24 protein-coding genes and 1 pseudogene are annotated in these 26,297 nt (G+C 42.7%); 19 read left to right on the top strand and 6 right to left on the bottom strand.

Translation table 11 applies throughout. The annotated features are described in order from the left end of the window. Positions 1-41: 41 nt before the first annotated feature. Positions 42-830: an MBL fold metallo-hydrolase gene (locus C3B52_RS05100; protein WP_103105011.1), complete on the top strand. Its 789-nt coding sequence runs from the start codon at positions 42-44 to the stop codon at positions 828-830. Here the strand turns inward: C3B52_RS05100 and C3B52_RS05095 are convergent. After that, entirely contained in the window at positions 825-1,061 is a 237-nt protein-coding gene (locus tag C3B52_RS05095) for a hypothetical protein (RefSeq protein ID WP_103105076.1), read from the bottom strand. The genes C3B52_RS05100 and C3B52_RS05095 overlap by 6 nt on opposite strands. A gap of 271 nt (positions 1,062-1,332) precedes the next feature. Between C3B52_RS05095 and C3B52_RS05090 the strand changes: the two genes are divergently transcribed. From C3B52_RS05090 to C3B52_RS05065, 6 genes are all read left to right on the top strand, one after another. Beyond that, entirely contained in the window at positions 1,333-2,559 is a 1,227-nt protein-coding gene (locus C3B52_RS05090; protein ID WP_103105010.1) for a S1C family serine protease, read from the top strand. Between the two features lie 230 nt (positions 2,560-2,789). Then, positions 2,790-3,032, top strand: a complete 243-nt coding sequence (locus C3B52_RS05085) for a CxxH/CxxC protein (protein WP_103105009.1) — start codon at positions 2,790-2,792, stop codon at positions 3,030-3,032. Positions 3,033-3,038: 6 nt separating this feature from the next. Continuing rightward, positions 3,039-3,518: a 23S rRNA (pseudouridine(1915)-N(3))-methyltransferase RlmH gene (gene rlmH, locus C3B52_RS05080; protein ID WP_103105008.1), complete on the top strand. Its 480-nt coding sequence runs from the start codon at positions 3,039-3,041 to the stop codon at positions 3,516-3,518. Between the two features lie 135 nt (positions 3,519-3,653). After that, positions 3,654-4,523, top strand: a complete 870-nt coding sequence (locus tag C3B52_RS05075) for a sce7726 family protein (protein ID WP_103105007.1) — start codon at positions 3,654-3,656, stop codon at positions 4,521-4,523. Further along, complete coding sequence (locus tag C3B52_RS05070) at positions 4,505-5,440, top strand: sce7725 family protein (protein WP_103105006.1); 936 nt, start codon at positions 4,505-4,507, stop codon at positions 5,438-5,440. The genes C3B52_RS05075 and C3B52_RS05070 overlap by 19 nt, the downstream gene beginning before the upstream one ends. After that, on the top strand, positions 5,441-6,535 hold the full coding sequence (locus C3B52_RS05065) for an RES family NAD+ phosphorylase (protein ID WP_103105005.1): 1,095 nt from the start codon (positions 5,441-5,443) through the stop codon (positions 6,533-6,535). It begins immediately after the preceding gene. A 251-nt stretch (positions 6,536-6,786) separates the two neighbouring features. Here C3B52_RS05065 and C3B52_RS38145 read toward each other — a convergent pair. Continuing rightward, a pseudogene (locus C3B52_RS38145) lies at positions 6,787-7,528 on the bottom strand (IS256 family transposase); the annotation flags it as partial. Between the two features lie 632 nt (positions 7,529-8,160). Here C3B52_RS38145 and C3B52_RS05055 point away from each other — a divergent pair. The 4 genes from C3B52_RS05055 to C3B52_RS05035 all read left to right on the top strand — a co-directional run bounded on the left by C3B52_RS05055 (position 8,161) and on the right by C3B52_RS05035 (position 14,029). Further along, a complete protein-coding gene (locus C3B52_RS05055; RefSeq protein WP_103105004.1) occupies positions 8,161-9,438 on the top strand; it encodes a hypothetical protein in 1,278 nt (425 codons plus the stop codon). A 284-nt stretch (positions 9,439-9,722) separates the two neighbouring features. Continuing rightward, on the top strand, positions 9,723-10,445 hold the full coding sequence (locus C3B52_RS05050; RefSeq protein ID WP_164684706.1) for a UPF0489 family protein: 723 nt from the start codon (positions 9,723-9,725) through the stop codon (positions 10,443-10,445). A 1,051-nt stretch (positions 10,446-11,496) separates the two neighbouring features. Continuing rightward, positions 11,497-12,771, top strand: coding sequence for a cytosine permease (gene codB, locus C3B52_RS05040; protein WP_103105001.1), 1,275 nt, complete (start codon positions 11,497-11,499; stop codon positions 12,769-12,771). Beyond that, positions 12,761-14,029 (top strand): cytosine deaminase, encoded by a 1,269-nt coding sequence (locus C3B52_RS05035; RefSeq protein ID WP_103105000.1) that lies wholly within the window; start codon positions 12,761-12,763, stop codon positions 14,027-14,029. Before codB ends, C3B52_RS05035 begins: the two co-directional genes overlap by 11 nt. Before the next feature lie 77 nt (positions 14,030-14,106). On the opposite strand, the gene C3B52_RS05030 is transcribed toward C3B52_RS05035, so the two are convergent. Continuing rightward, entirely contained in the window at positions 14,107-15,144 is a 1,038-nt protein-coding gene (locus C3B52_RS05030; RefSeq protein ID WP_164684705.1) for a uracil-DNA glycosylase family protein, read from the bottom strand. A 197-nt stretch (positions 15,145-15,341) separates the two neighbouring features. Beyond that, positions 15,342-15,740, bottom strand: a complete 399-nt coding sequence (locus tag C3B52_RS05025; RefSeq protein WP_103104998.1) for a RidA family protein — start codon at positions 15,738-15,740, stop codon at positions 15,342-15,344. Between the two features lie 301 nt (positions 15,741-16,041). Here C3B52_RS05025 and C3B52_RS05020 point away from each other — a divergent pair, with 301 nt between their 5' ends. The 5 genes from C3B52_RS05020 (at position 16,042) to C3B52_RS05000 (ending at position 20,340) form a co-directional block, all read left to right on the top strand. Next, positions 16,042-16,293, top strand: a complete 252-nt coding sequence (locus C3B52_RS05020; protein ID WP_103104997.1) for a hypothetical protein — start codon at positions 16,042-16,044, stop codon at positions 16,291-16,293. 159 nt (positions 16,294-16,452) lie between these two features. Beyond that, complete coding sequence (locus C3B52_RS05015) at positions 16,453-17,085, top strand: hypothetical protein (protein WP_201264843.1); 633 nt, start codon at positions 16,453-16,455, stop codon at positions 17,083-17,085. A 41-nt stretch (positions 17,086-17,126) separates the two neighbouring features. Then, on the top strand, positions 17,127-18,917 hold the full coding sequence (locus tag C3B52_RS05010) for a cyclic nucleotide-binding domain-containing protein (protein WP_164684704.1): 1,791 nt from the start codon (positions 17,127-17,129) through the stop codon (positions 18,915-18,917). Positions 18,918-19,006: 89 nt separating this feature from the next. Further along, entirely contained in the window at positions 19,007-19,621 is a 615-nt protein-coding gene (locus C3B52_RS05005; RefSeq protein ID WP_103104995.1) for a hypothetical protein, read from the top strand. A 50-nt stretch (positions 19,622-19,671) separates the two neighbouring features. Then, positions 19,672-20,340: a YdeI/OmpD-associated family protein gene (locus tag C3B52_RS05000; RefSeq protein ID WP_103104994.1), complete on the top strand. Its 669-nt coding sequence runs from the start codon at positions 19,672-19,674 to the stop codon at positions 20,338-20,340. Positions 20,341-20,381: 41 nt separating this feature from the next. Here the strand turns inward: C3B52_RS05000 and C3B52_RS04995 are convergent, their stop codons facing one another. Further along, complete coding sequence (locus C3B52_RS04995; RefSeq protein WP_103104993.1) at positions 20,382-22,046, bottom strand: DUF6138 family protein; 1,665 nt, start codon at positions 22,044-22,046, stop codon at positions 20,382-20,384. A 424-nt stretch (positions 22,047-22,470) separates the two neighbouring features. Between C3B52_RS04995 and C3B52_RS04990 the strand changes: the two genes are divergently transcribed. The 3 genes from C3B52_RS04990 (at position 22,471) to C3B52_RS04980 (ending at position 25,847) form a co-directional block, all read left to right on the top strand. Then, a complete protein-coding gene (locus C3B52_RS04990; protein WP_268811876.1) occupies positions 22,471-24,015 on the top strand; it encodes a malate:quinone oxidoreductase in 1,545 nt (514 codons plus the stop codon). A 268-nt stretch (positions 24,016-24,283) separates the two neighbouring features. Continuing rightward, on the top strand, positions 24,284-25,033 hold the full coding sequence (locus C3B52_RS04985) for a hypothetical protein (RefSeq protein ID WP_103104991.1): 750 nt from the start codon (positions 24,284-24,286) through the stop codon (positions 25,031-25,033). Positions 25,034-25,064: 31 nt separating this feature from the next. Next, a complete protein-coding gene (locus C3B52_RS04980) occupies positions 25,065-25,847 on the top strand; it encodes an SMI1/KNR4 family protein (RefSeq protein WP_103104990.1) in 783 nt (260 codons plus the stop codon). Between the two features lie 26 nt (positions 25,848-25,873). Here the strand turns inward: C3B52_RS04980 and C3B52_RS04975 are convergent, their stop codons facing one another. Continuing rightward, on the bottom strand, positions 25,874-26,248 hold the full coding sequence (locus C3B52_RS04975; protein ID WP_103104989.1) for a hypothetical protein: 375 nt from the start codon (positions 26,246-26,248) through the stop codon (positions 25,874-25,876). Between the last annotated feature and the right edge of the window lie 49 nt (positions 26,249-26,297).

Genomic DNA, 26,297 nt, shown 5'->3' with positions numbered 1-26,297 from the left:
TAGAGAAGCAACAGGGAACGATACGGGAAGAGGGATGATGGGTGAGATTTAGTGTGTTGGCAAGCGGAAGCACGGGGAATGCCATCTACGTGGCAACTGACCGCGTCTCTGTACTGATTGATGTGGGGATTACTGGGAAGCAGGCCGAAGCGGCACTCCAGACGATCGGAGTGAACCCCGCCGACCTGAGCGCCATTCTCGTCACGCATGAGCACGTCGACCATATTAAAGGGGTCGGCGTGATGGCAAGACGGTATGGCCTGCCGATTTACGCGAATCAAAAAACGTGGTCCGAGCTGGACGGTCAAATCGGCACGATCAAAGAAGACCAGCGTCGTTTGTTTGCAGTAGGGGAAAAGCAGGAGCTGGAGGATTTGGGCATCGAGTCTTTTGGCATTTCGCATGATGCAGCGGAGCCGATGGGCTTCTGCTTTTACCAAGGGAAGAAAAAGCTGAGTGTGGCAACGGATTTGGGCTATGTCAGCGATCGGATCAAGGAAACGATTCGCGGGGCGGATGCTTATGTGTTTGAGTCGAATCACGATGTTGAGCTGCTCCGTATGTCGCAATATCCATGGAGCATCAAGCGGCGAATTTTGAGTGATGTTGGTCACTTGTCCAATGAAGCAGCTGGCGACGCCTTGCTGGATTGTTTGAATGGTGGCGCTGAGCGTGTGTACCTGGCCCATTTGAGCAAAGAAAATAACATGATTGATCTGGCTCGACTGACAGTGAAAAACATTCTGGAAGAGCGGGGCTTGTCTGTAGGTGACGATGTGCATCTGCGTGACACCTACCCGGATCGCCCTACAAAGCTGGAGGAGCTATGAGATTGGTTTGATTTGGACCTGACGATTATGGATCGTCTCGGACAGCTTGGAAGCCAAATCGATCTGAAAGGATAATTGCGAATCAAGTGCATGCACTTTGGTAGTCAGTTCTTCGTGCGTCAGCAGTCCTTTCTCGACGAGAAGCTCGATGAGGGCGTGCAGGACAAGCGTATTGTGGTAGTCCACTTCTTGCAGGTCTGCCAGCTTGGCGATGAGCTGAACCTCTTTCATTTCTATCAATCCTTTCTTCCTTTGCTAGTGGGAAAAGCTTTTAATCTATCATATCCAGGCCCTCGAAAGAATATTCCGAGGGCTTTTTATCATTCCACAACCTTTCCATATTTCTCACGCGATTTTGCCGAAACCCGAGCGTATACTAAGGGTGTCAAAAGGAAAGAAGCAGCAAGACATCATCCATAAGAAGTGAACTGCAATGATAAAGCGTATAAGAGCAGCAAAAACTTGTAAACCTAATATTAGTAGAGGAAGGAGAGTGTGAATCATGGGTTTTTATGATGATTTGACTCACGTAGAACGGAAAAAACGACGTACGGGAGGCGCTGGTCGTCTAATCATGACGTCAGTTACGTCGGCGGTAATTGGGGGAATGGTCGTTCTGCTCATGCTCCCGACTCTCTCCAATGCCGGATATATCAATATGGTCAAGCCGGGAACGACCAACGTAATGAGCAACCCTGCAGCGAACCTGTTTGCACAGCCAGTATCCGTGAAGGTAGAGACGGGCACTGTCAATGCTGTGAAAAAAGTGGAGAATGCGGTGGTAGGGGTCATCAATATTGGCCGGACGAGAAACAATTGGTTTAACAATACACAAGATGTCGAGCAGGGCGAAGGTTCTGGCGTTATCTTTGAGAAAAAGGGTGGCAAAGCCCACATCATCACGAACTACCACGTGATTGATCAAGCGCAAAAGCTGGAAATCGCTTTGCCAACAGGTGAAAAGGTAGAAGCGAAAGTTTTGGGAGCTGACCCGTATGCCGATCTGGCTGTTCTGGAGATCGACGGCTCCAAAGTAACCACAGTAGCAGAGCTGGGGGACTCCTCCACACTGCAAGTAGGTGAGCCAGCAATCGCTATCGGTAACCCGCTTGGCATGAAATTCTCTCGTACCGTAACTCAAGGTATCATTAGTTCACTGGAGCGCTCGATGCCAATGGACTTCAATGACGATGGTCAAGACGACTGGGAGCTGGATGTTCTGCAAACCGATGCCGCGATCAACCCAGGTAACAGCGGTGGTGCCCTGGTCAATATCCAGGGACAGGTCATCGGGATTAACACACTGAAGATTTCCAAAACCGGTGTCGAAGGCTTGGGCTTTGCCCTCCCGATCAATGATGTAAAAGGCATCGTCAGCGAGCTGATGGAAAAAGGCAAGCTGGAGCGCGCTTATCTGGGCGTGCAACCGTTCGACCTGACCAATGTACCGCGCTACAACTGGAAAGAAACCTTGAATCTGCCTGACGAAGTGCAAGCAGGGGTAGTCGTTCAAGGCGAGGTTGGCAAATTCTCTCCAGCAGGCGAAGTGGGCCTCAGACAATACGACGTCATCACCAAGCTGGATAACAAGGATATCGCGAATGGCGCGCAGCTGCGCAAATTCCTGACCTTGAACAAAAAGCCAGGTGATTCTGTGGAAATTACGTACTATCGCGATGGTGTGAAGAAAACTGCGACAGTCAAGCTGACTAAAACACCGCAGCAATAAATCAACTGGATGTAAAGCGTTGATCTGTACCAACCCCGGGACTTTGTCCCGTTTCCATAAATTTTTTGTTCCCCCCTCTATCTATTTTAAATAGATCACCCTTGTGAGCGTCGAGCTGTAATCGGCGCTCTCTTTTTTTGCCTGGGAACAGGGTGTGAGCTTGTTTTCTTTTTGTACTGGGGTAGAATAGGAAGCGATATGAGAATGAACGGAAAAGAGGTCAGGACAACATGGAACAGATGATGAAGAGCATTTATATAGAAGGAAAAGTGGTTGAGCTGCAGGAGGAATTCCCGGTGCGGTTTGCCTGCATGGAGCATTTTGACCAGGAGCTGGACGAGTACGTCAATGATTATGAGGTAGCGCCGGATACGTATGCGGCACAGGCGGTTGCGGATGAAACGGTAGATAAGCATTGCCGGGCTTGTGGAGAGCCGGGGCAGATCGTGCTACTGCGAGAGAAAGGACTGTAGGACAACGTGCAGATTACGATTATTACCGTAGGGAAGCTCAAGGAAAAGTATTTGCGTGAGGGAATTGATGAATATAGCAAGCGGTTGTCTGCATACTGCAAGCTGCAGGTCGTAGAGGTGAACGATGAAAAAGCGCCCGAGGAAATGAGCGCGGCAGAGATGGAGCAAGTCAAGCGCAAGGAAGGCGAGCGCATCCTGGCGCAGATCAAGCAGGACCAGTATGTGATCGCGCTTGCGATTGACGGGCAGATGTGGTCATCTGAGAAGCTGTCCGCAGAGATGGACAAGCTCGCTTTGCATGGGCGCAGTCAGATTGCGTTTGTGATTGGCGGGTCGCTGGGATTGGCTGATCAGGTGCTGAAGCGGGCGGATGCGTTGCTGTCGTTTTCCAAGATGACGTTTCCGCATCAGTTGGTGAGGTTGGTTCTACTTGAGCAGGTTTATCGGGCGTTTCGGATTAGTCGGGGGGAGCCTTATCATAAGTGATGGCGAAAAATATTGTTGTGGTTCTTGAGTTACTATACAATTAAAATATGTGGAATGCTTAGTGTTGCCTGCAAAGAAGTAGTACCAAAGCAACATTTTGACACTGAATTTTACTTCGAGGGAAGGTGTAAATGCATGAGTTCAGACACTTCCATTCTCTTAAACCGTGTGTTTACACGAAATACGTTACGTGAAATTGTAGAAGGGAATTATAGTGATACCTATGCTACTGCAATACATAGATATGTTACTGACCCTTCAGGTAAGGACAACAGGCAACTCATCAGTGAAATATACACCGTACTAAGAAAAGAATATCGTAATGAGTATTTTTATAAAAACACGATTTTAAACAAATTGCTGCTCGGTGTGCATAAGCCCACAACAACTACAGCCTTGACAGAGGTTGCCATTGGAAAATCTAAAGCTGATTTTGTGTTGATTAATGGGCGTGCAATTGTTTATGAAATTAAGACGGAGTTAGATAATCTTGATCGCCTTGAGTCACAAATTGAGAATTATTTCAAAGCGTTTACACGTGTGTCCATCCTTACTTCCGAGGATCATGTCGATGCATTGCAGAAGCGTTTAGCTAGCTCTCCCGTAGGGATATGTGTTTTAACTAAGAAGAGCACGATTAAGGAGAGGAAACAACCTCAAGAGTATGTCGACGAATTAAATAAAGATACGATGTTTAGAATACTTCGGAAACACGAGTATGAAGGTATAATCGTAAAGCATTTCGGAGCTCTTCCCGATGTATCCCAATTTGAATACTACAGGGCATGCAAGCAACTATTTTTCCAAATTGATACTTATGTTGCATATACAGATTTTGTAACGACTTTAAAAAAACGAGGGCAGATTGATATGGAAATGTACAGACAAATTCCATATGAATTGAAGTTTCTAGTTTACTTTTCGGGTTTTAAAAAAGACGATTACAGAAGACTTCACTCATTTTTGCAACAAAAGGAGGTTATTCCATGTACTTCCCTTATCTAAGAGGTCGGCAGTTTGAACTTATAGCAATAAGAGAACTAGTTGAGAAATCATTAATGAGTAAAAATGTAATGCCAGTTGTTGAGCCAGTCAAATTGTCTTCAGCTTTGATTAAAACTATGGCATATTTTCAAGAAAAGGATCGCGCTTTGGGATTAGTTCGAAATCCTCAAGTTGGAAGTATGCTAAAAGATTTAGCGGATGAGAAGAATGAAAAGGATAGAGGCCGTTTTTATGAAATACTTAAGATGTCTGATATTTTAACATTTCTTTATGCTGATTCAAACTTATCAGCAAATCTTTCTGCCATGGAGCAAAAAGGAATAAACAAGCAGGATATTGCTACCATATGCATTAACCAGGATTCGATTCCCAATCTTGAATCCGCTTATGCTTCTGATTGCCCACGATTTAATTTCATACGGGACGAAAGTGGATTTCGCAGGCGAATGCCAAAACAGAGAGTAATGTTTGAAGACCGATATCCGAAAAAAAGCCGCAACGTAGAGTATTTAGATTCAGAAGATGAACACTTTTCTTCGGATCACCTTTATTATGAGCAGGAAGGGTACTTAGGCTTTTCAGATTATTCGGTCGTTGGCAATGAATACTCAGAGTCTGGATTTGCTCCGTATGCGATTGCAATCCATATCATATATTTCGCGGCTGATCAAACCCTACGGGTTCGACATTTCGTATCCGATACAAATGATGACATAACGGACCCAGCAGGAAAGTTTGCAGAGGCTTTGGAAAAGCTAGTCAAATGGAACCAAACTCAACAACTTGATACATTTGGAGTTCAAACTTTTGAAAAGATGTACAGAAGCCGCTCATATCCTGGATTAGGAACAGTGAAAAAACTATCTATAATGCATCATCTAGAACTTGTGAGTCGATATTTAGATGGGGTAAAATAAATGAAATTTTGTAGCCACTGTATCGTTGATGGAGAATTACAGCCAATCATTGAAGGTTTGGGCCAAGTAGAGAGCTTCTGTCCAACTTGCGGGAAAAGAAAAGCTCTCATTTATGACACTGACGTTCATTCAGAACTTACAGAGTATTTCGATCAATTATTAGAAATTTATACACCCGAATCTATGCTTCCTGCGGATTTTCCGGATGAAGAGAAGAATTTGTTAGTCACAGAACTGACAGATCGCTGGCATATTTTTAATAATAAGTTGAACTCGACAGATGTATACCGAATAATTCGGGCACTTTGTGCTGAGAAATATACAAGTATACCAAGTCTCTTTGATGCGCGGATTGGTATTGCAGAGCTAAATGATAAAGAGTACCTTAAAGATCACTCCTTGCTCCGTTCGAATTCTTGGGATGATTTTGTTAAGTTTGTAAAAAATCACAATAGATTTCACTCTAATCACATTGAATTGACAATTCTTAATCGCTATTGTTCTTTCATCCGAAAAGTATACAAAAAAGGATCTATATTATTTAGAGGACGTATATCCTCAGAGGATGGCTTCCCAGTCGAAGAAATGGGAGCTCCTCCTTCGGACAAGGTAACAGCGGGGAGAGCAAATTCAGCTGGTATAAGCTGTTTATACCTAGCAAATGATCTTGATACTACGATCCATGAGATACGAGCTGGCATATTTGACTATGTGTCGGTAGGGAGATTTGAGTTAACACAGGATATTGTCGTTGTTGATCTTAAGGCGATTGATCATATCAGTCCGTTTATTGATGGATGTGACTTTGTGGAACATGCAATCAATAAAGAGCATCTAAAGCGAATCAACTTGGAGATTGGACGTGCTTTGAGAAGAAGCGACAGCGTTTTGGATTACATACCTACACAGTACATAGCCGATTTTATCAAAAGTATTTTGCATGAAGGAGAACCGGAGTACGCTGGTATTGAATACAATAGTACAATTAATCTGACGGGGCAAAACTTAGCTATTTTTTACCCAGACCTCTTTGTTTGTACTGATGTTGAGGTATATCATATTAAAGAATTAGAATATGAAAAAGAAAGACTGTAAATAGTTAGTACAAGGGATATTTCTAAGAATGGTTGAACTGCTTTCTTTCTAAAAAAGTAAGATGAATTATAGTTGCGAGGGTCTGTCTAGATTTTTGTGTAATCTCAATCAACCGATATATGAAGAGGCTTCATCCTCCTAATAGAAACATCATCTCAGAGCCAACAGATTCAAGGGTGCAAGGCGAAGCGGACCCTTTACGCGTTGGTGGAGGGAAAGAGAGTCCCTTCGGAGGGGAAGCCTTTCGTTGGTTAGCGGATGTACGATTGTAAACGATCCTCAAAGAAAACAGATAGCTGAAAAAGAATCTGGCCCAAGTTTTGGACTCGTCCTGTCCAATTTTGTAGAGCACCCATGGTTACGAGATATAACATCTTCAAAAGGGCATCGTCTGTGGGAAAGATGGCTTTTCCCTTTGTCACCATTCACAGCTGTCGATGATAACTCTCGATAACGTTAGTTGTAAAGATCAGCTTTCGAATCTCTGGAGGATTATTTAAAGAAGGTAGCAAACTCGTCCCAGTAATTCCGCCAGGAACGAACCATCAAGGGATATTTATTGCCTCAGGTTTACTCAAACTGCTCGAGATCTTCCTACGCGGCTTGTTCCGTTGGAGCTTTGTAGATGGGTTTCTGCTCCGGCGTAATCTTTTTTAGATCCTTATAGGAAACATACTTGATGGAATTTCGGATTTGATGGATGACAAATTTCTGAATCTCCGTCTTCGGAAAACATGCTGAAATGGCCTCTGTAAAGCCTCAAAGGTTATCGACGATTGTAATGACAATGCACTAAATTTTAATAATTTTCAGCTAATTAAGTGCGTGTAGCCAGAATTTCGCTGACTCATTTCTCTAACCAAATCCCCAATGCATCCCGTCAAGGTCAATACAATTTACCATGTTGGCCGCTTTATTGGCGATAGCCCCGTCTTGCTTTACCCTAAAGTGAATTGCGACTAAGAGGACAACACCATAAACCGATTGTAGGGGCGGCTTTACTACTCTTTGATCATCGGAACTGCGGCTGTTGGTTCGCTTGTTTTTCATGTTATGTTTGGCGTATCCAAGAGAGGACTCGATTTCAGCTTCTAGCACATCTTGGAACAGGGTAACGCCCCGTTTAGGGACGATATATGCTGTAGGTTAATGTTTTTGAATTAATCTGCCTTAAAATCCAAATTTCCGACTAAATGATCCTCCAGATAAAGATTCGGATAAATCCCATGATGTTTTTTGCAATAAAAGTCCTTGATTCTATACAGCAAGATTTCGACATCAATTTCCCAGACAAACGTCAACAAACAAAATCCTGGAGATGGAGAGTTGCTGAACATCACCAAGCTAAAGGAACGGTTTTTTTGTTTTTTGTAATTGGGTAGTAAAAAGCTTCATAAATTCGCCGTTAAGAACATCATAAATGACAGCGAAACTGTGTTTGAGGCGCGGAAAACACTCTAGTAAAGGAAAAGGAAATTTTCGCAGGTAAAAATGGCGGTTTTTTTCTCATCATAATCCGATCTGAATCCCCTTGAATTTCGGATTATTTGCCATACTTACACCGTGTTCAAAGACAAAACGGTGAGGGATAATTTAAATTATAAATATTGACCCGGGGGTGCGAAATGAACTGTTGTATTCCTAACACGCATAAGCGACTAAATGAAGCACATCTTTTATGGCATCAGTGTTTAGATAACTATTTTAATCCTGACGGGTTCAGAGCCAATTTAAATGCCGCCATACAAGCTCTAAGGAATTTAACTTTTGCTCTTCAAGCCGAGAAAGAGAGAATTAACAACTTTGATTCTTGGTATACAGGGTGGCAAACAAAAATGAAAAGTGATCCTGTAATGAAGTGGCTCAATGAGGCAAGAGTGCAGATTGTACATCAGAGGGATTTGGAGACAGAGAGTATTGCCGAAGTTCTTGTTCATAGTTACCTTGATTTGGCCCAAATCAAATTCAGCGTTTCTCCACTAGTTCCGCCTGACCTTATAGCTCATAAAGCAAAGCAAATGATCAAAGAGAAAATTAATATACCTGATCATCAGTTGAAGGAATGCATTGCGGTTGTTGAAAGAAAATGGGTTGTCAATGAATTGCCCGACCGGGAACTGTTAAATGCGCTTGCACATGGTTTTTTATTTCTTAAAGAAATTGTAATCGATGCCCATCAACAAGCTGGACTTGATATAGGAGATTGCCAATGTATTGATACAGTTCATCAACTGACTTCATTAGAAATAAAAGGCCGCTATAAGTGTATGAAGGAAGTTGCGTCTATAAGAAGAGAAAATATTGTATTAGATACTTATCAAAGTAGAAGCCTTGAGACACTCCCAGTTCAGCCATCAGTCGATTTAATGGAAAAGGCACGTAAGAGGTACCTATCAAAGCCCATATCTGGTATCAAAATAAAACGGGATGCCGATCCTTTAACCTTTGCAGATAACATTAACCAAATGGCTAAAAGGGTTTTAAAGCGGGACAAATATCACGAATCTATACTGTTTATGCAGGTTCCTGGTCTAGGGTGGGAAATGTTTAACCTTCGTGTTGAAGATAAATCAGATAAATTTATAATTATGAAAGAGCTTGCTGAACATGTGAGGGCAAAAAAAGCTGATTCAATAGTTCATGTTGGAGAGGCGTGGATATCTAGTGATATTGAGGCTATAGGCCAAGGTATTCCGGTAAGTGAAACTAAGAATAATAAAGAGGCTCTATTTGTATCTGTAATTAATTATAAAGGACAATCCAGGAATTATATTACTTTCTTCAATAGAGGTTACTTTGGAAATATTAGATATGAAGAGACAGTGATTACGGAAGGCACACCTGCAAATTACCTTAATCCTATTGTTAAGGTATGGAGTGAAATGCGGAGCGAGGAGAGCTAGCCTATCGCTCCTCGTTTTAAACAACTCAAGAGCGAAGAATAATGACGCAGTAAGTATAATAATGTTTCTTGCTTTTTTGGTTACTTTTAAGCATGGTATCGTTATCCAGGTGCCTGCTATCCAGCCTTAAATCACTGGAACATGTTACTCGCCCAGAATAAACGTGAGTAGAACAGTCAAATAGGAGTTCTCTCAGTGAGACTAATATTGTAAATAATTAGTGACATAAGTTTATTTTAAAATGAAGGGAAAAGATATTAGTGAAAAGAATTTTAGACATCGATATGGATTTTTTTCAGAGCGATATTGCTCATTGGGTAACTGGAGATAATCGTTTAAGTGATGATTATTATAAATCTTGGAGTGAAAAGGACTTTAGAGAATTTCTTGAGGTCAGATGTTTATTAAGTAAAGATACCCCAATTGAGGGCAGAGTTGTGACAAACCATCATGAGGCGTTCTTCTTTTGGGACCAACTAATTAATTCAAATCGCATAGATGCGCCTTTCAAAGTAACACACATAGATGCTCACTCTGATACTGGATTAGGTGATAATGGCTATGTCTATATAATGGGGGAATTAATAAATTATCCGATTGGTAATAGAAGAAGCTTATTAAATACCAAAAAAGTTTATATGGGAAATTACCTAGCTTATGCTTTGGCTTGTGGTTGGATCAGTGAGATCAATTTTGTATTACATGACGATTGGGATAATGACATTATTAGTGCACATTTAAAAAATTTCTCTTACGAGGACAAGATGTTTCAATTAAAAGGGTACGCCCAAGGCATTGATATTGGTATGCTTTATGAAAGGATTATTGATGGAACCATTTCGCCAACTAAGAAGGATAAAGAAATCCCATTTATATTAACCCCGTGGAGGGAGTACCAGGCTCAAGAAAAATATGATTACATTGTTTTTTGTCAATCACCTGGATATACTCCAAAAGCCTCTGACTTTATGTTGCAAATAATTAAAGAGTATATAGTTGAAATATGAATGAATGCAGCGATCGTTATTTTTATAGTAATTAGTAACTTGCATCTTCGGTCAGCCGAGGTAACTACCTATTCGTTCGTCATTGAATGTCCCTCTCATATACCCCACTAAACCCTTATGACTCGTAATACTCACAAGTCAGCTGATAGTGATGGAGTTGCTGTAGCTAAAATAACAAGATTATATGGAATATAGAAATCATCGTACAATCGTCTGGGCAAGATTGCAGAATTTAAAAAATGAGCTGGCTAAGACTGACCCAGAATATAAGTTAATCGATTATAGTATAAAACCAATAAAGTTTAGTCATAATAAATTATTTAAATGTTCAACTAGTATGAGCCTACTTCTGAATGAGCATATACCAACTCATATTCTTAAACAAATAATCAATTTTGTTTTTAGTAAAATAGGGGTAAATAGTTTCTCTAATGAAGTGTACACAAATAATAATTTGTGAGTTCTCTCCATATGGACCAAGACTATTGCTGCCGAAACATTAAGCTGGAAGAGCAGATGCAGTGGTTGATGTAGCAATTATAGAAGTAGGTGTTGTAGCGGGTCTATTTAGTATCGATGAAAAAATATTTGGTAAGAGATAGTCGAAAAATATTTAGTGCCTTGGAATTGGAGCTACTGCGGTGCGACAAGCTCCTTCTTAATTTTCGCCGTTTGATCCGTTACGGTGAACCATACCATAAGAAAGGGCGAAAATCTGTTATTTTTCGCTCCATCTCAAACACCATTTTTCACCCCAAATAAAATAATTCCACGCAAAAAGAAATTTCCAAATGACAGACCAACATTTTTATGCAATAATATCCATAATTACATACTGGTACCTTTAATTCAGTCCAGAGAGGCTGACAAGGACAGCGGAAAAAATGATCATTGCTTGGGTAGCCTATGGGATATCCAACGTTCATTTATGTTGAAAAAGCTTCTTGTCAGGTATTGGCAAGAGGCTTTTTTATTTTCCTAATCGTCTAAAGTAATCGAAGCTTTCTTCGGTACCAGTTTCTAATCAACTAACTTATTGGGGGGAATTGGTATGTCAAATGTAGATAAGGAATTTTCGTTTCAGGCGGTGCCTCAGGCGAGTCGTAATGGATTTTGGAAGATTCTTGCGGTCATGCTGTCTTTCACTTTCTTTTCAGCAAGTATGTGGTCTGGAGGGACATTAGGAAGCGGGTTAACGTTTGTCCAGTTTATTTGGATCGTCATAACAGGTAACCTGATCCTGGGTCTATATACAGGTTCATTGGCTTATATTGCAGCAAAAACGGGGTTATCTACCCATTTGTTGACGAAATATGCGTTTGGTGAAAAAGGCTCGTATTTGTCTTCCTTTTTATTAGCGACAACTCAAGTAGGGTGGTTTGGTGTCGGACTTGCGATGTTTGCTGTTCCCGTAGAAAAAGCCACTGGGATTAATGTGTATGTATTAATTGCGATTTTAGGATTAATGATGACAGCGTCAGCTATTTTTGGGATGAAGGCTCTAACCGTATTAGGATTTGTCGCAGTTCCCGCCATTGCTATTTTCGGGAGTTATTCTATGGTTGATGCAGCTGGAACAATGGGGGGGCTTCAGGGCTTGCTCGCCTATCAACCAACTGAGACAATAGGTATTGCAGCAGCATTAACGATTTGTATCGGCTCTTTTATTAGTGGTGGTACGCTTACGCCTGACTTTGCCCGTTTTGCCAAGACATCACGTTCAGCAGTGACGGCGATTGTGATTGCGTTCTTTCTTGGAAACTCACTGATGTTTTTGTTTGGTGCTGTAGGGGCCATTGCTTTTGGGAAAGCGGATGTCTCGGATATCATGTTTTTACAGGGTCTCATTATCCCTGCGATCATTGTCCTCGGCTTAAATATTTGGACGACAAATGATAGTGCGTTATACGCTTCAGGATTAGGCTTCGCCAATATTACGAAAATATCGAAGCATAAAGTGGTTGTCTTTAACGGAATTGTCGGTACAATCGCAGCTATGTGGCTTTATAATAACTTTGTTGGCTTTTTGACGATCCTAGGCTCCACGCTGCCATCGATTGGAGCGATTGTACTCGCAGATTACTTTATTTTAAAGCGTGGAAAATACCAACCATTTGAGACGATGACTTTTAAAGCAGTGAATTGGGTTGCGATTCTCGCATGGGTATGTGGAGTTGTCATTGCAAAATTTGCACCAGGCATTCCTCCAATCAATGGATTATTAGGGTCTGCCATTATTTATGTCGTTGTGATGAAATGTCTGCCTCAGGAAAAATCATCGATGAGTAAAATAAATGAAAGTGGCGGTGTAATCAATGATAATTAAAAATGCAAAGCTGAGAGGGAAAGAGGGGCTTTGGCACCTACTACTAGAAGACGGCAAGTTCCATAAAGTGACGCAGGAACTTGGAGATATTGAAGGCAAAGAAATAATAGATGTGAATGGTTCTCTGGTTCTTCCACCGTTCATTGAGCCGCATATCCATTTGGATACAACGTTAACAGCGGGTGAACCGGAGTGGAATATCAGTGGGACCTTGTTCGAAGGGATTCAAAGATGGTCGCAGCGAAAAGAAACTTTGACAAGGGACGATGTGAAAACAAGAGCGAAAACAGCGCTAAAATGGCAAATTGCTCAAGGGATTCAGCACGTCCGTACACATGTAGATGTAACTGATCCAGAGCTCACAGCCCTGCAAGCGATGCTGGAAGTAAAGGAAGAATTGGCATCCTTCGTAGATATTCAGCTTGTTGCGTTTCCGCAAGAGGGTATCCTTTCCTATCCGAATGGGGTTGAGTTGCTTGAGGAATCATTGAAAATGGGCGCAGATGTAGTCGGTGGTATCCCTCATTTTGAATTTACGAGAGAATATGGTGTGGATTCATTAAAAACAGTTTTTGACCTCGCTGAAAAGTATGACCGATTAGTTGACATTCATTGCGATGAAATCGATGATGAACAATCACGCTTTGTTGAGGTTGTCGCAAAAGAGGCATACGAACGTGGAATCGGTACGCGTACAACAGCGAGTCATACAACGGCAATGGGCTCTTACAATGATGCCTATACGTATAAATTATTCCGTCTGTTAAAGCTTTCTTCCATTAATTTTGTATCGAACCCACTAGTGAATATTCACCTTCAAGGGCGATTTGATACGTACCCAAAAAGAAGAGGTCTGACACGGGTAAAAGAGCTGCAGGAAGCTGGGCTAAATGTCTGCTTTGGCCACGACGATATTTTTGACCCATGGTATCCGCTGGGAACAGGAAATATGCTTCAAGTCTTGCATATGGGCATCCATGCCTCCCAATTAATGGGCTATGAGCAAATTGTCAATTCCATTGATTTAATCACGAAAAACAGTGCCAAAACATTGCACATTGAAGAGGCTTACGGAATTGAGGAAGGCAAACCAGCTAATTTCATTGTCTTGTCTGCAGAAAATGAATATGAAGCCATTCGTAAGCAAGCAGTCGTTACGCATTCCTTTAGAAATGGAAAGCAAATTGCCAAAACAAAACCAAGTCAAACAACAATCACTTTTGATCAGACGGAAGAGAACGTTAATTTTAATAGGTAGAAAACAATTAAGCGCAGCCTTAATAGGGTTGCGCTTTTTTTACTGGCACTACAGAATAGAAAGGCTTCTCAAAGTGATTATAATCTAGGTCTAGGTAAATGAAGCATGTACTGTAGCTTAGCCGCATGTTTAAACAGAAGCATCTCTAAGTCTCTGCTAATCTGATGGGATGCACCACGTCCTGGAGCAGCAGGGTGAGGAACGTTTATTATACCAATCGTTCTGCTATGTAGCTTACCTACATACAGACGAACAGATTTTGTTTCATCAAGCAATGAAGGAGTTTCGTCTAGTACATTTTTATTGAGGTAATGAAAGTTATCCCCGGTTCCTAATACAATCATGATTTTAGGGGCCAGTATCCCTAATTCTTTCTTAAGAATAGAATGACAGTTTTCCCACATAGCTTGTGATGGCTGACTCCGATCTCCAATTGGCGAACACTTCACATGATTGGTAAAAGCAATCCAATCATAGGCATCAACGTGAGATAAATCTGGGAAGGTCAGTGGGTCATCATCATTTACAAAATTTAAGATTGTTTGAGAAGCATATAGTCCGATTCGATGCCACAATACAGTACCTGCATACCCTGGATGGTTGAAGGTAACCTTAATTTTTCCCTTAGCCATCTCTTCCCTAGCTTGAGGGATCAATTTTGGATAAAATTCAAGACCACCAGCCTCGTAAGGGTTAATTCCAATAACAGCTATGCGGAAAGTATTATACTTTGTTCCAATCCAAGGAAGGGAGACATGAGACCAGTGTATGTTGCCTTGATCTAATGGTTTTCTATACTCGTTACCCTGCCAACATTCTTGATGATGACCACAAGTCTCACATAAGGGTAAAGGAGTGTTATTTGATACAACCCCAAGACCTGCATACATTTGCAATAAGTGATGTGGCATGTTTACGGTCCGTTCCCAATCCGAAATATCTGTGTCCCAACTTAATAACTTATCACGCCCATCTACATGCCTAACAGAATAGTCTATACTCATAGGATCTAATGAGTAGTCGGAAAATCTCCAGCCTCTTGTTTCCATCCACATATGAAATCGGGCGATATCGCTTTCTTGAATGAACTTTGGATTACTTAGTGTATGATTCATAATTCCAAGCACCCAGTACATTTCGTTTCACCTCTAAAATAAGTATTGAATTGTCTTACGATCATATTGGCTATATAGTTTCGGAAACAAAGAATGCCCGGAACTTGGTGAGCGGAATGTAGCTAGTTCAAAAAATCAGCAAAAAACCCACGTAAGCATCATAGCTTTTACGTGGGTTAGATGTTGTGCAACTAGTTTTAGACTCTAGCTGCCCATATTTCAATTTCTATTTTTATTTCTGGTAATCCTAATTCGGAAAGATAACCAATTGTCATTGCCGGATAATCACTCCCGAACAATTCCGCCCATTTTGCATAAAGATAATCCCAATCGATTTTTTCGGTAGCCCATATGTTTACTTTGATAATATGTTCTGCTGTTAATTCCTCTGAGTGTAATACGGTTTGAATATTGTTAAAAGTATTCTCGATTTGTTCGTTCATACTATCGGGTAACTTACCATTCTGATCTGCCCCGATTTGACCAGAAGTCACATACAGCTCTGCATTTCGTGGAATTTTTGTAATATGCGTGTAGTTACCTACTGGGCTATGCATACCTGCTGGGTTCTTCCTAATGATTTTTGCATTTTCCATTTTACATTACCTCGCAATCTAAAGTTTTCTGCCATCTTTCCTATTCATTTTTGGACAGACTTCTCCCGTAAAAATGAATCCTAGAAAAAAACAGCAGTAGAGTAGCCATATCCAAAAGATAGACAGCGTAGAGACTTTTTCTTCATGGATGGACTACTCCTTTCTGTAGATACGAAGTGAACGGTATTAATAGAATTGTAGCCAAAATAATAGGTAGAGTCAAAATGTATGGATCGATGACGATTTACGTGCTCAAGACTGAAGGGACGGCTTCACATGAAGCCAGATCAGTATTCAGCGTATGGATAACATGATCATGATCGGCGGAGGCAGTCAGGAGTTCATCGTTACTGTTGAGTCAAACACTGCGATTCATAACCTTCTCAGTTCAACGGAGGAAGAAGAGGAGGAAATGGTTGAGCTTACCGTAGGGGGACAAGCCTGTGAATTTCCCCAGCAGTACATCGTAAGCATAGAGCTAGTTGAATTTGCACTCCTGCAATTATTGACGGATACATCCGCCGACCTGCACTGGGAAATTACCAGAAAATAAGTAATATAGGCTAAGTTGAGACGCAATCTCCCCTTTTATTTATAATTTTTACAAGATGTAATTCAAGTTACAGAAATAAAGCCGCCGAAATAATAAACTATGTATAGAAAAAGCTTACTGCTAAAAAGCAGGATGAGAGGAAGTTGGCGGCGAATGAGCATGAAGAAAAAGATCGTATCTGTTGGCGGTGTTTTTATTGTAGGTGTACTTTTCGGTTCGGCCCTCATGTATAACGATTCGTTCTACCATACGGTTAATAACGCACTAGGCAAAGGTGCAACGCAGAATTCAATCGGAGTATCTGGCAATCAGGGCGGAGTAGAGACAATTAGCGTGAGTGGCGTGGATCTTGAAACGGCTATTATGGCTGTTCAATCGGAACGAGCAAAACAGATGGAACAGCAGTTACGGGATCAAATCAAAGCAGTACAGGATAGAAACGATCAGTTAACTAAATTAAATGATGCTCAGTCCAAGCTGAGTGACTTACAGGCAGACTTACAAGCTGATGCAAAAACAGATCAAGGTATAAAGGACGATCAGAAAGAAGTCTTGAGAAAAGCAATGGAAGAAGTCGGGCTTAACACAAAGCTGCCGGAAAATAAAGACGAGCTTGATGCATTAAGATCGCAATTAAAAAGTCAAATCGACGCTCAATCGAATTCACAACAGATGGATATGCTTCGCTTGCAAAGTTTGAGTAATAAACGAAACGAAGCATTCGACACTATGACAGACTTCATCAAGAAGATGCAGGATTCCAGAAACAGCATTATTGGTAATATGAGATAAGGGAAGTTGAGTAGATGTCCTCTGCAGACGTTTTTTCTTTCTTGCATGATCACCCTCTGTTGCGTGGTATCCCCGAGGATGAGCTGCGGATTGCGGCCAGTTCTATTCGATCCATAGATTTTATAGATGGTCAATCGCTCCTTGTTGAAGGAGAAATTGGTACGGAATGTTATTTTATTCGTACTGGTAACGTACAGGTCTCATCGCGCAATTTGGTCGGGAACTCGATGCTGCTGGCAGAGCTCGGACCGGGGGCGTTGGTTGGTGAAATCGGGTTGCTGCAAAACGAGCGCAGGACAGCTCGGGTAACAGCCATTGGCGACGTTTCGGCTTTGTGCTTGGATCGTCAGTTATTCGAGTCATTTGCTGAAAGCAGCCCACTGTTCCATGAGAGCATGCTGCAAACTGTTCGCATTCGCATGATCCATCGGAAGCTTCGCAACGCTACGATCTGGTCGGTCATTCCGGACTCGGAGCTTCGCGGTCTGGCGGAAGTAACGTCAGTCCGAAAAGTTGCGAAAGGTGAAATCATTGTGGCAGCGGGAGCACTTGCCGATCAATTTTACATGGTCAGCAAGGGCAGATTGGAAGCCTGCGGGAGAAGAAAAAAGACGGCTCTACTCGAAGGCGATTTTTTCGGGGAAGCAGTGCTATTAACCGATACTCCTTCAGAGGTCACAATTACGGCAACGGAGGACAGTGAATTATTGGTGATGGGGAAAAGCGAATTTCTGTTTGTGCTGAGATACTACGTCCCAATACAGAAGCAGTTTATGGAGATTCTCCGTATCCGGACTCCACACCTGATTTCCAAAGTTAAATATGATTTTGGGGCCCCTGTTTCTGAGGTACGCAATTCCAGCCTGGCGAAAGCCAGGGAGCACTGGATTGACGTACTTCTTTGGCTTGGAGGAGGATTCATTGCACTGTCCCTGCTTGCTTTGTTCCTGAACAATAGCTGGCTAAATATCGTGGTTTTAATTGTAGGAGGACTGGTGGGCCCGGCTACGTTCGTTACTTATATTCGAGATCACCAGTTGTTGGGTTTTCGACAGTCGCGATTAAGCTTGATTTTCGCGGGTTCCGCTATTTTTGCGGCTCCCGTAGCGTGGCTTTTGGAACGAATGTGGCTAATCGGCATCGACAGCAGCAGCTTGGATTTCGCGCAGTTTAGATTGCCGCTTTATGTTTCATTGATCGAGGAAAGTGTTAAGCTTCTCGTGGGCATCGCGCTTGTTCGAACAAAGAAGGTACAATTTCTGATGGATGCAGTCGTATTCGGAGCAGCAGCAGGCATGGGATTTGCCGCGGTAGAGAGCATGATCTACGGCTGGTCGCATATGGAAGAAGCATCCTCGGTCGGAATGTTATCCGTTCTCTGGATCAGGGCCTTATTGTCGCCTTTTGGTCATGGAGCGTGGACGGCAATTGCGGCAGCAGGATTCTGGATCGGTGTAGCGTCAAAGCAGTCGAAAGCCTTTGGCAACGCACGTGCCGTATACAAGGTTGGAAGTGCGATCCTCCTGTTTCTTATCGTTATCGGCTTGCATACACTATGGGATTTCCATTTTGCCAATGGTTGGGCAAAGGTTGGGATGATGGTGGTTATCGGTTGCATCGATATCATCTTGTTATATGTCCTGATCCGTATCGGCAGAAGAGAAGAGATTCAAACCTTTTCGAATATGAATCCTTATGTACAAGAGCAGCTGCGCCATCCCGATCCGGAAGATACCACTACTGGTGAGCTGCATTGCAGCGGCTGCGGTACCTTATCACCGAGGAGTAGCCGATATTGTGCTCGTTGCGGGCATGCTTTGAGAATCAAATAAGTGGATCTTGGCAATGAAAACCCAAGAAATTACGTTTTTACAAATGGTGAGTAGTACGGTAGTAAAGTTTACTTTTGGTGGTGAGATCAATGAGTAGATTGAATCACAGCGGCTTCTATAAACTTAAATTTTTCCTAGCACCAGAAGAATTTAAAAGTGTGTTAAAACTCTTTGAGCAAAAACAAGCACAATTTCGTCTTACTAATCAAGCGAGCACACAGCATGGTTACGATCAGGTGTATGAGGGCTACCAAACTTATTACCGGTATTTTACATCGCAAGAAAAGCCGGATTACCACCCTTTCTTTGTATACTCTATTTCTCTAACTTTTGGTGATGAACGTTCTGGGTTTTTTGTCAGAAATGAAAGTATCAGCTTTCCACATCTCGGACAATGGGCAGAAGATGAATTGCCGTATATCATGCTTTCTCTCCCCAAAGGTTTCCAAATTGATTTAGAAGATGAAAAAGGGCAGTATTATATTTATGAAGATATTCGGGAGCATCAGCCGTTAACGTATGTATTTTTTGATGAGGTCGCGAGCTATACCAAAAAGATCACAAAGCCGCTTCGTTTTTCGTCACATGTAGCAGATGCCCTGCAAGAGCAAAAACAACCCGTTCGTATTAGCAAAGACGCTGCGAAAGACATGATGAACTCGTGGGTCTTTAAGAAATACGAGCTTGTTATGAATACGAAGTAGGATGCTTTAAGGAAAGCCTTCATTTTCGCGTAAAAAGGGGAAGAACCAACATGTCTAAAACTATCGTTGAGAAGCTGAACCTGCAAAAATATCAAAAAACGGCTGTCTTGAACACACCAGTAGGCGAAGACAGCTTAGCTGTGCTTACAGATGCTGATCATGAACTGAAAGACGTACAGTATGACATGATCTTTGCTTTTGTACTGGACATGGAGTCTCTGCAGGCGCTTGTGAAAAAGGTAATCGATCAAAGCTATTTGCTGGAGGGAGGGTATCTGTACGTTGCTTATCCCAAGAAAGGCAATAAAGTCTATCCGACTTATATCCATCGGGATGAGTTATTTGATGGAGTAGGATCTGACGAGGATGGCTATGTGGGGACAAGCAGTATCAAATTTAATCGAATGGTCGGCATGAACGAAGTATTTACGGTTGTCGGTTTTAAAAATGAGAAAAAGAAGGCAGCCAAAGCTTCCTCGAAACCAAGTCAATGCGTCGTTGACTATATTCCCTTTGTGCCGAAAATAGAGGATGATTTGCGTGAGGTGCCGAAAGAGCTCGCCTTTTTCCAATCTCTCACGCCAGGGTATCAAAGGGATTGGGCACGGTATGTATACAGTGCTGTGCAAGAAGGAACGAGAGCAAAGCGTCGAGCAGAGATGATTGCCGTTTTGGCTGAAGGTTATAAAACGATGGACCTGTATCGCCGAAGAAAATGATAAGCAAGAGAAACCACTCCATCGTCAGGAGTGGTTTCTTTTTATCCTAAAAGCGCCAACAGCTGCTCAAGACCTTCCTTCAGAGGAGGCTGCGCTTTCTTGGTCGCTTTTGCAAGCTTGTCCGCACTTCCGAAAATTCGATGGACCACCAGCTCGCGTTCATAGCTTTCTTTGCCTTTTAGCACCTGGACAAGCGCATCTGCAAGCTCGGTACTGTCGATCGCGATATTTTTGACACGCTTCCCTTCCTCGTTACCACCGAGTAAGATCGAGACGATTGTCGGCATATGCGCTGCTTTTACGCCATGAGCTTCAATAAATGCCTCCGCGTAATTGTCCTGCGCCAATTGATGCTCCGAATCAACCAGCTCCATATAGCGGCAAACCAATGGAAAGTAAGCGTCACTGTACAACCCAAGGCCAAATACGGCGTAGGTGCCTGGCATCACTGATTTTTCACCCGGTTCTACATCACCGTACCACGCGAACTCTTCCATAGCTATCTCGGCATACTCTGCAATTTTAGGGAACAGGGCTGGAAACTTGAGTGCATTTGCAAAAAACTGATGCAGCTTGGATTTCGCTAAATTTTTCATCGGTAATAAATGCTTTTGGCTGCTTTTCAGCTTGAGCTTGTAGCCTTTGGGGAAATCCTGCCGCAAAAGGCTGATTATATAATCCAATGCTTCCTCGTACGCCTTCTCCTCTTCAGAGAGGATTCGGATATCAATCGTCTGCGTAACGTCATTGTTACTGCATTCGACTAGCTCTCCCCGATGTTTACTCGTGAATTTTCCACTGCCCACTTTTAAATAATCTTCTGCTCGTTTGGAACCCAGCTGGACGGCGAGCTCCAGATATTTCTTGCGGGTATCCGGCTGGGTGATTCCGACCTGTAAAGCCACATAGAGGAAGAACTCTATCTCCCCGGGATCAACTGCTTGACGCTCCGGCTGCTCCTTTATAATCCACTCGTACCCATAATCACCAGGACGAACAAAATGCTTGGGCAGAAAATAATCCTGTGCCCAGCTATTGAAGGCGGAGGTATAATGACCGACCCACTCCGTTTTACGTTTTTGGTTCGTATGCAGCTTGTCGGAAAGACGCCGCACTAATGGATCGATTTCCTTCTCTTCCTGTTTCATCAGGTCAGGATTGATCAAGTGCCGAGCGAAGAAGAACATGTCATTTTCATTGGGCAGCACGGGTGGATAGGGGATAATCTTGGTTTGAATAAAATACTCTAGTGATTTTTGGAGCAAAATAAGCTTGGACTCATGCAGTAGCTGGCGATGCAGACTCAGTTTGGATTGTTCCCGTTCAAATTCAAATACGACTTCAAATTTGTAATCAAAAAAACGGGGACCGAGTTCATCCGAGCGGAAAAGGGTATCTACACGCTGACATAAAGCGGGAAAGAACTCCTCGGTTAGCATCTCATCGGTTAATTCCGAGATGTAAGGACCAGCGTTGCTTTTATATGAGCTGTCGCTCCAAGAAAAGGGTTCATAAATATCGATATGAATATCCCCATCTGCCCAGTTAAATTTCCCTTTTCTCCAAGCGACACGAAGATAATCCTTAATTCCTGCCTGTAAGCGGCTTTGGTTCTTCAGAGCATTTATTCGTTGGCTTTCTTTTGCGTAAATCTCAGTGATTTCTTTCCAAACATCATCCAGAAAAGCTTCTACAGCCTGATTCAATGCTCGATCCTCCTATTTAATTAATTTTTTTCCTAATAATTGTAAGGTTTTGTAATCGGGAATCATAGTGTCAAAAGACTGATTCCGTATGGTCAGGGAAATTTCGACAAATGATAAGGGGAAAACGGGAAGCCGGGAGTTGAGTATTTTTGAAACCCACAAAAGGTTGTAATCCCGCTAGTAGTAAGGCTCAACCATTGATTTTACGCATTTTTAGGACCTTGCTTGAATTGTGACAGCTTAATTACAATAGTGTGTCATTACTGAAATTTGTCGGCTAATTAATAGCACATTTCTATCAATATATAGCAAATATTTTATTCTACAGATAAAAGTGTTACACTATATACAGGTTGTAATTATTCCAGAAAAGGTGTGTACTAGGTAGCACCCTGACTTGCAACGGGGCCAGATCAGGAGCCGCCTGCATCTTTTCTCCAAATACCAGCGAGTTAGGACGGTAAAAATGAGTAACAGACAAAATCAAACAGACGTTATCTTAATTGGTGCCGGAATCATGAGTGCGACTCTAGGGTCACTGCTGAAGGAATTAGTACCAGACTGGAAAATTACAGTGTTTGAGAAGCTTTCAAAAGCAGGAGAGGAAAGCTCTAACGAATGGAACAATGCGGGGACGGGACATGCTGCGCTCTGTGAGCTGAACTACACAACCGAGAAGTCGGATGGTTCCGTGGACATCAGCAAAGCAATTAAAATCAATGAACAGTTCCAGGTTTCCATGCAGTTTTGGTCCTACCTTGTAAACAACAAGCTGATTAGTAATCCGAATGAATTTATTATGCCATTGCCTCATATGAGCTTGGTACAAGGGGAAAAGGATGTTTCGTTCTTAAAGAAGCGGTTTGAAGCAATGTCAGGTAATCCACTCTTTCAAGGGATGGAATTCTCTGAAGACCCAGAGAAGCTGATGGAATGGCTTCCGCTTGTAATGACAGATCGTACATCGAATGAGCCAATCGCTGCAACAAAAATTGACACTGGAACGGATGTCAATTTCGGTGCGTTGACACGCATGCTGTTTGACCACCTGCAGAAGAAAGATGTTGAAGTAAACTACGAGCATTGTGTTGATAATATTAAACGTATGGGCGATGGCGCTTGGGAATTAAAAGTGAAAAATCTCACTAACGGAAGCGTTGAACGCCATACAGCTAAATTTGTCTTTATCGGTGGTGGAGGCGGAAGCTTGCATTTGCTGCAAAAATCCGGTATTCCTGAAGGAAAGCATATCGGGGGTTTCCCAGTAAGCGGAATCTTTATGGTCTGTAAAAACCAGGATATTGTCGAGCAGCACCATGCAAAAGTATATGGTAAAGCTAAAGTTGGTGCTCCGCCAATGTCTGTTCCGCATCTGGACACACGCTATATCGATAACAAAAAATCGTTACTATTTGGCCCGTTTGCCGGTTTTTCTCCAAAGTTCTTAAAAACAGGCTCTATGCTTGATTTAGTCACTTCTGTAAAGCCGAACAATGTTTTGACGATGTTGGCGGCAGGGGCAAAAGAAATGTCACTGACGAAATACCTGATCCAGCAAGTTATGCTATCGAAAGAACAGCGCATGGAAGAGCTGCGCGAGTTTATCCCGAACGCGAAAAGCGAGGATTGGGATTTGGTTGTAGCGGGTCAGCGTGTACAAGTTATCAAGGATACAGAAGCAGGCGGCAAAGGAACGCTTCAATTTGGTACTGAAGTTATTACTGCCAGCGATGGCTCGATTGCAGCGTTGCTGGGTGCGTCACCAGGTGCTTCTACAGCTGTTTCCGTCATGCTTGAGGTAATGAAAAAGTGCTTCCCACAACATATAAACGAGTGGGAACCGAAAATAAAAGAAATGATTCCATCTTATGGCGTATCACTTCTGGAGAACCCAGAGCTGTTAGAAGAAGTTCATGCTACAACATCGAAGGTACTTGGTTTGAAAAGCGAACCTGCCCTCATCAACTAAACAGCCTCTCAAAATAGTCATCAAAAGTAGATCGTAAATAAGTAGCGTCCGGTAATCCGGGCGCTTTTTATTTTGCTTTCGGAAAAGCTTATTGGGTCACAAGTACCATTTTTTAATGACTTGTTCCAGACCCAAAGGAATATTTTTGAAATTGTGGAATGACTAAAGAGATTTTCATTGCCTTTAGAGTGAATCTCCCGGGACTCGAATCCAGTAATCGTCTGTTGGGCGGGGATGTTGGGGGGAAGCGAATACAGGAGGAGTAATCATGTACATGGTGTCACAGCCAAAGTCATTGTCCCGCGACCAAAACCAAATGCTTGCGGAGGAAGAATTCACGGTTTATCCGCCTGGTTACCTCCATTTTTTGCAGCAGTTCGGGGAAGGGACGTATAGAGGGTGGATGAATGTTCAGTTACCGGATACTGAGGTGCTTAAACCTTTTGCCGAGTACGATTTATGGGAGCACGACGCGGACAGCCCGATTACAGAGCAACAGATCGGACAGTGTGTAGCGATAGGCACAACAGTTGACGGTGACTTTTTGGCGGTGCATCCCCAGACGGCTCAGCTGATCTGGTTGCCCCGGCATGAGGAGTATTTGCGGGCGATTACGTTGCAGGAGCGGGAGCAGGAAGACGATGGGTCGTACGCCAAGGTGCTGGACGAAATCTATCGTCAAGTATATGGACGAGACTTTGAGGAGGCCGCCTATTATGAAACATGGACGGGTTCTCAAAGCCATGTTTTTTTGCGCTTGCCGCCGAAACAGGGGCATGTTTCTCATGTTTCTCTGCCGGAGCTGGCCGAAAAGTGCCGAGGAGTTTATTCTCCTGACTTTTCTATAGAAACACAATATACATGCAAACTGTTCTACCGGCAGCTGGGCGGGTATATCCGATTTAATTATGCCAACAAACAAGAAGTGGCTGTCATGTATGAACAGGATGCTCAACAGGAGTTTGCCGTTATGGAGCAATGGCTCTTATCAAATGGGTGCGAAGCATATCCTGCATAATAAAAGCTGGTTTTAGTAGAGGTGAAAAGCTTTGGAGAATGATTATAAAGAAATCGATGCCGTGCTAGAGAAGATGCAAGAGGTATTAGCGGCGATGCGTGAACAGGATCCCGATTTTTACGCAAAGTATCCGATGCAGCTGATTACCGAAGCAGAGGAGCAGGCCATACAAGTCGTTACGGAACAATGGCGTCTGCCCAATGAATACGTGTACTTTTTAATGCACTATGTTCCTGAAATGGTTAGCTGGGGCACGGACGAATATATCAATCTTGATATCTACGGGGCCAAGGATCTGCAGCAAGGTCAATTGGGATACAATTTTAATCCTGTTACAAATGAAGTTATAACAGAATGGCCGAATGACTATCTGGTTATTGCCTCGGATGAGGGTGACCCTTATTGTATTGATCTATCCAGAGGAGATACTGTCATTTATACTGCCGAGCATGGGACGGGCACGTGGGATTTTTCCATTGCCTATGACAACCTCGTTGAGTTTCTGCATAGTGTTCTGCGACCGCGTGAGTATGATTCGGAGTGGGAAAGCACTGACGAAGAATACGAGTACTACAACGTTTTTATCACAGGAGCGGGCAGCGATAAGATCAAAACACTGTTGTTTATCAAAAAAACGTTCTCTTGTGATTATTCGCAAGCGAAAGCGTATTTAGAAGAGGTGCCTTTGCTCGTTTTCAAGGGGATTAGTCAGGTTGCCGCGAAAATCGAGGACGAGCTAAAGAGCATCGGTGCGGATTATGAAATGCGCAAAATCAGTTTCGGTGAGTTTATTTCACAGTCTGCGAAGAAGTAGAGCCTGTAAGGGTGGGAAATCCCTTATCAAGGTACATAGGCACCTACTACCTCGAATTTTTGCTCGTCGTCTATCGTCATATATTTCACTTCAACGGTGTTGCCTTTTTGAAAGGCAGGAATATGCACGATGGGAATGACGGTCTTTACCACGGTATGGAGTACAAGACCATCCTGCTTTGTGACTGTCAGATCAAGTAATACCTCTGGATTATCGTCGATTCGTACATTTGTTTGCTGAATCGAGTTGATAACGGCTTGTGCGGAAGTGCCCTCGGTGAGGATCGTCCTGCGCTGTGATTGCTTCTGTTTCTGGGTTCGCAAAGTCCTGAAGACGAATGTGAGCGTCAGTGATGCCGAGAGTAGTGAGCAAATGACGATTACGACAATGATGGTAGTCAAATCGTATACACCTCGCTTCAGTTGGTAAACGAAAGAAACGGTCTGCTTA

Origin of the sequence: Brevibacillus reuszeri (assembly GCF_002897295.1) — a bacterium.
Taxonomy (GTDB): Bacteria; Bacillota; Bacilli; order Brevibacillales; family Brevibacillaceae; genus Brevibacillus; species Brevibacillus reuszeri_A.
This window is presented reverse-complemented; position numbering and strand designations above follow the sequence as displayed.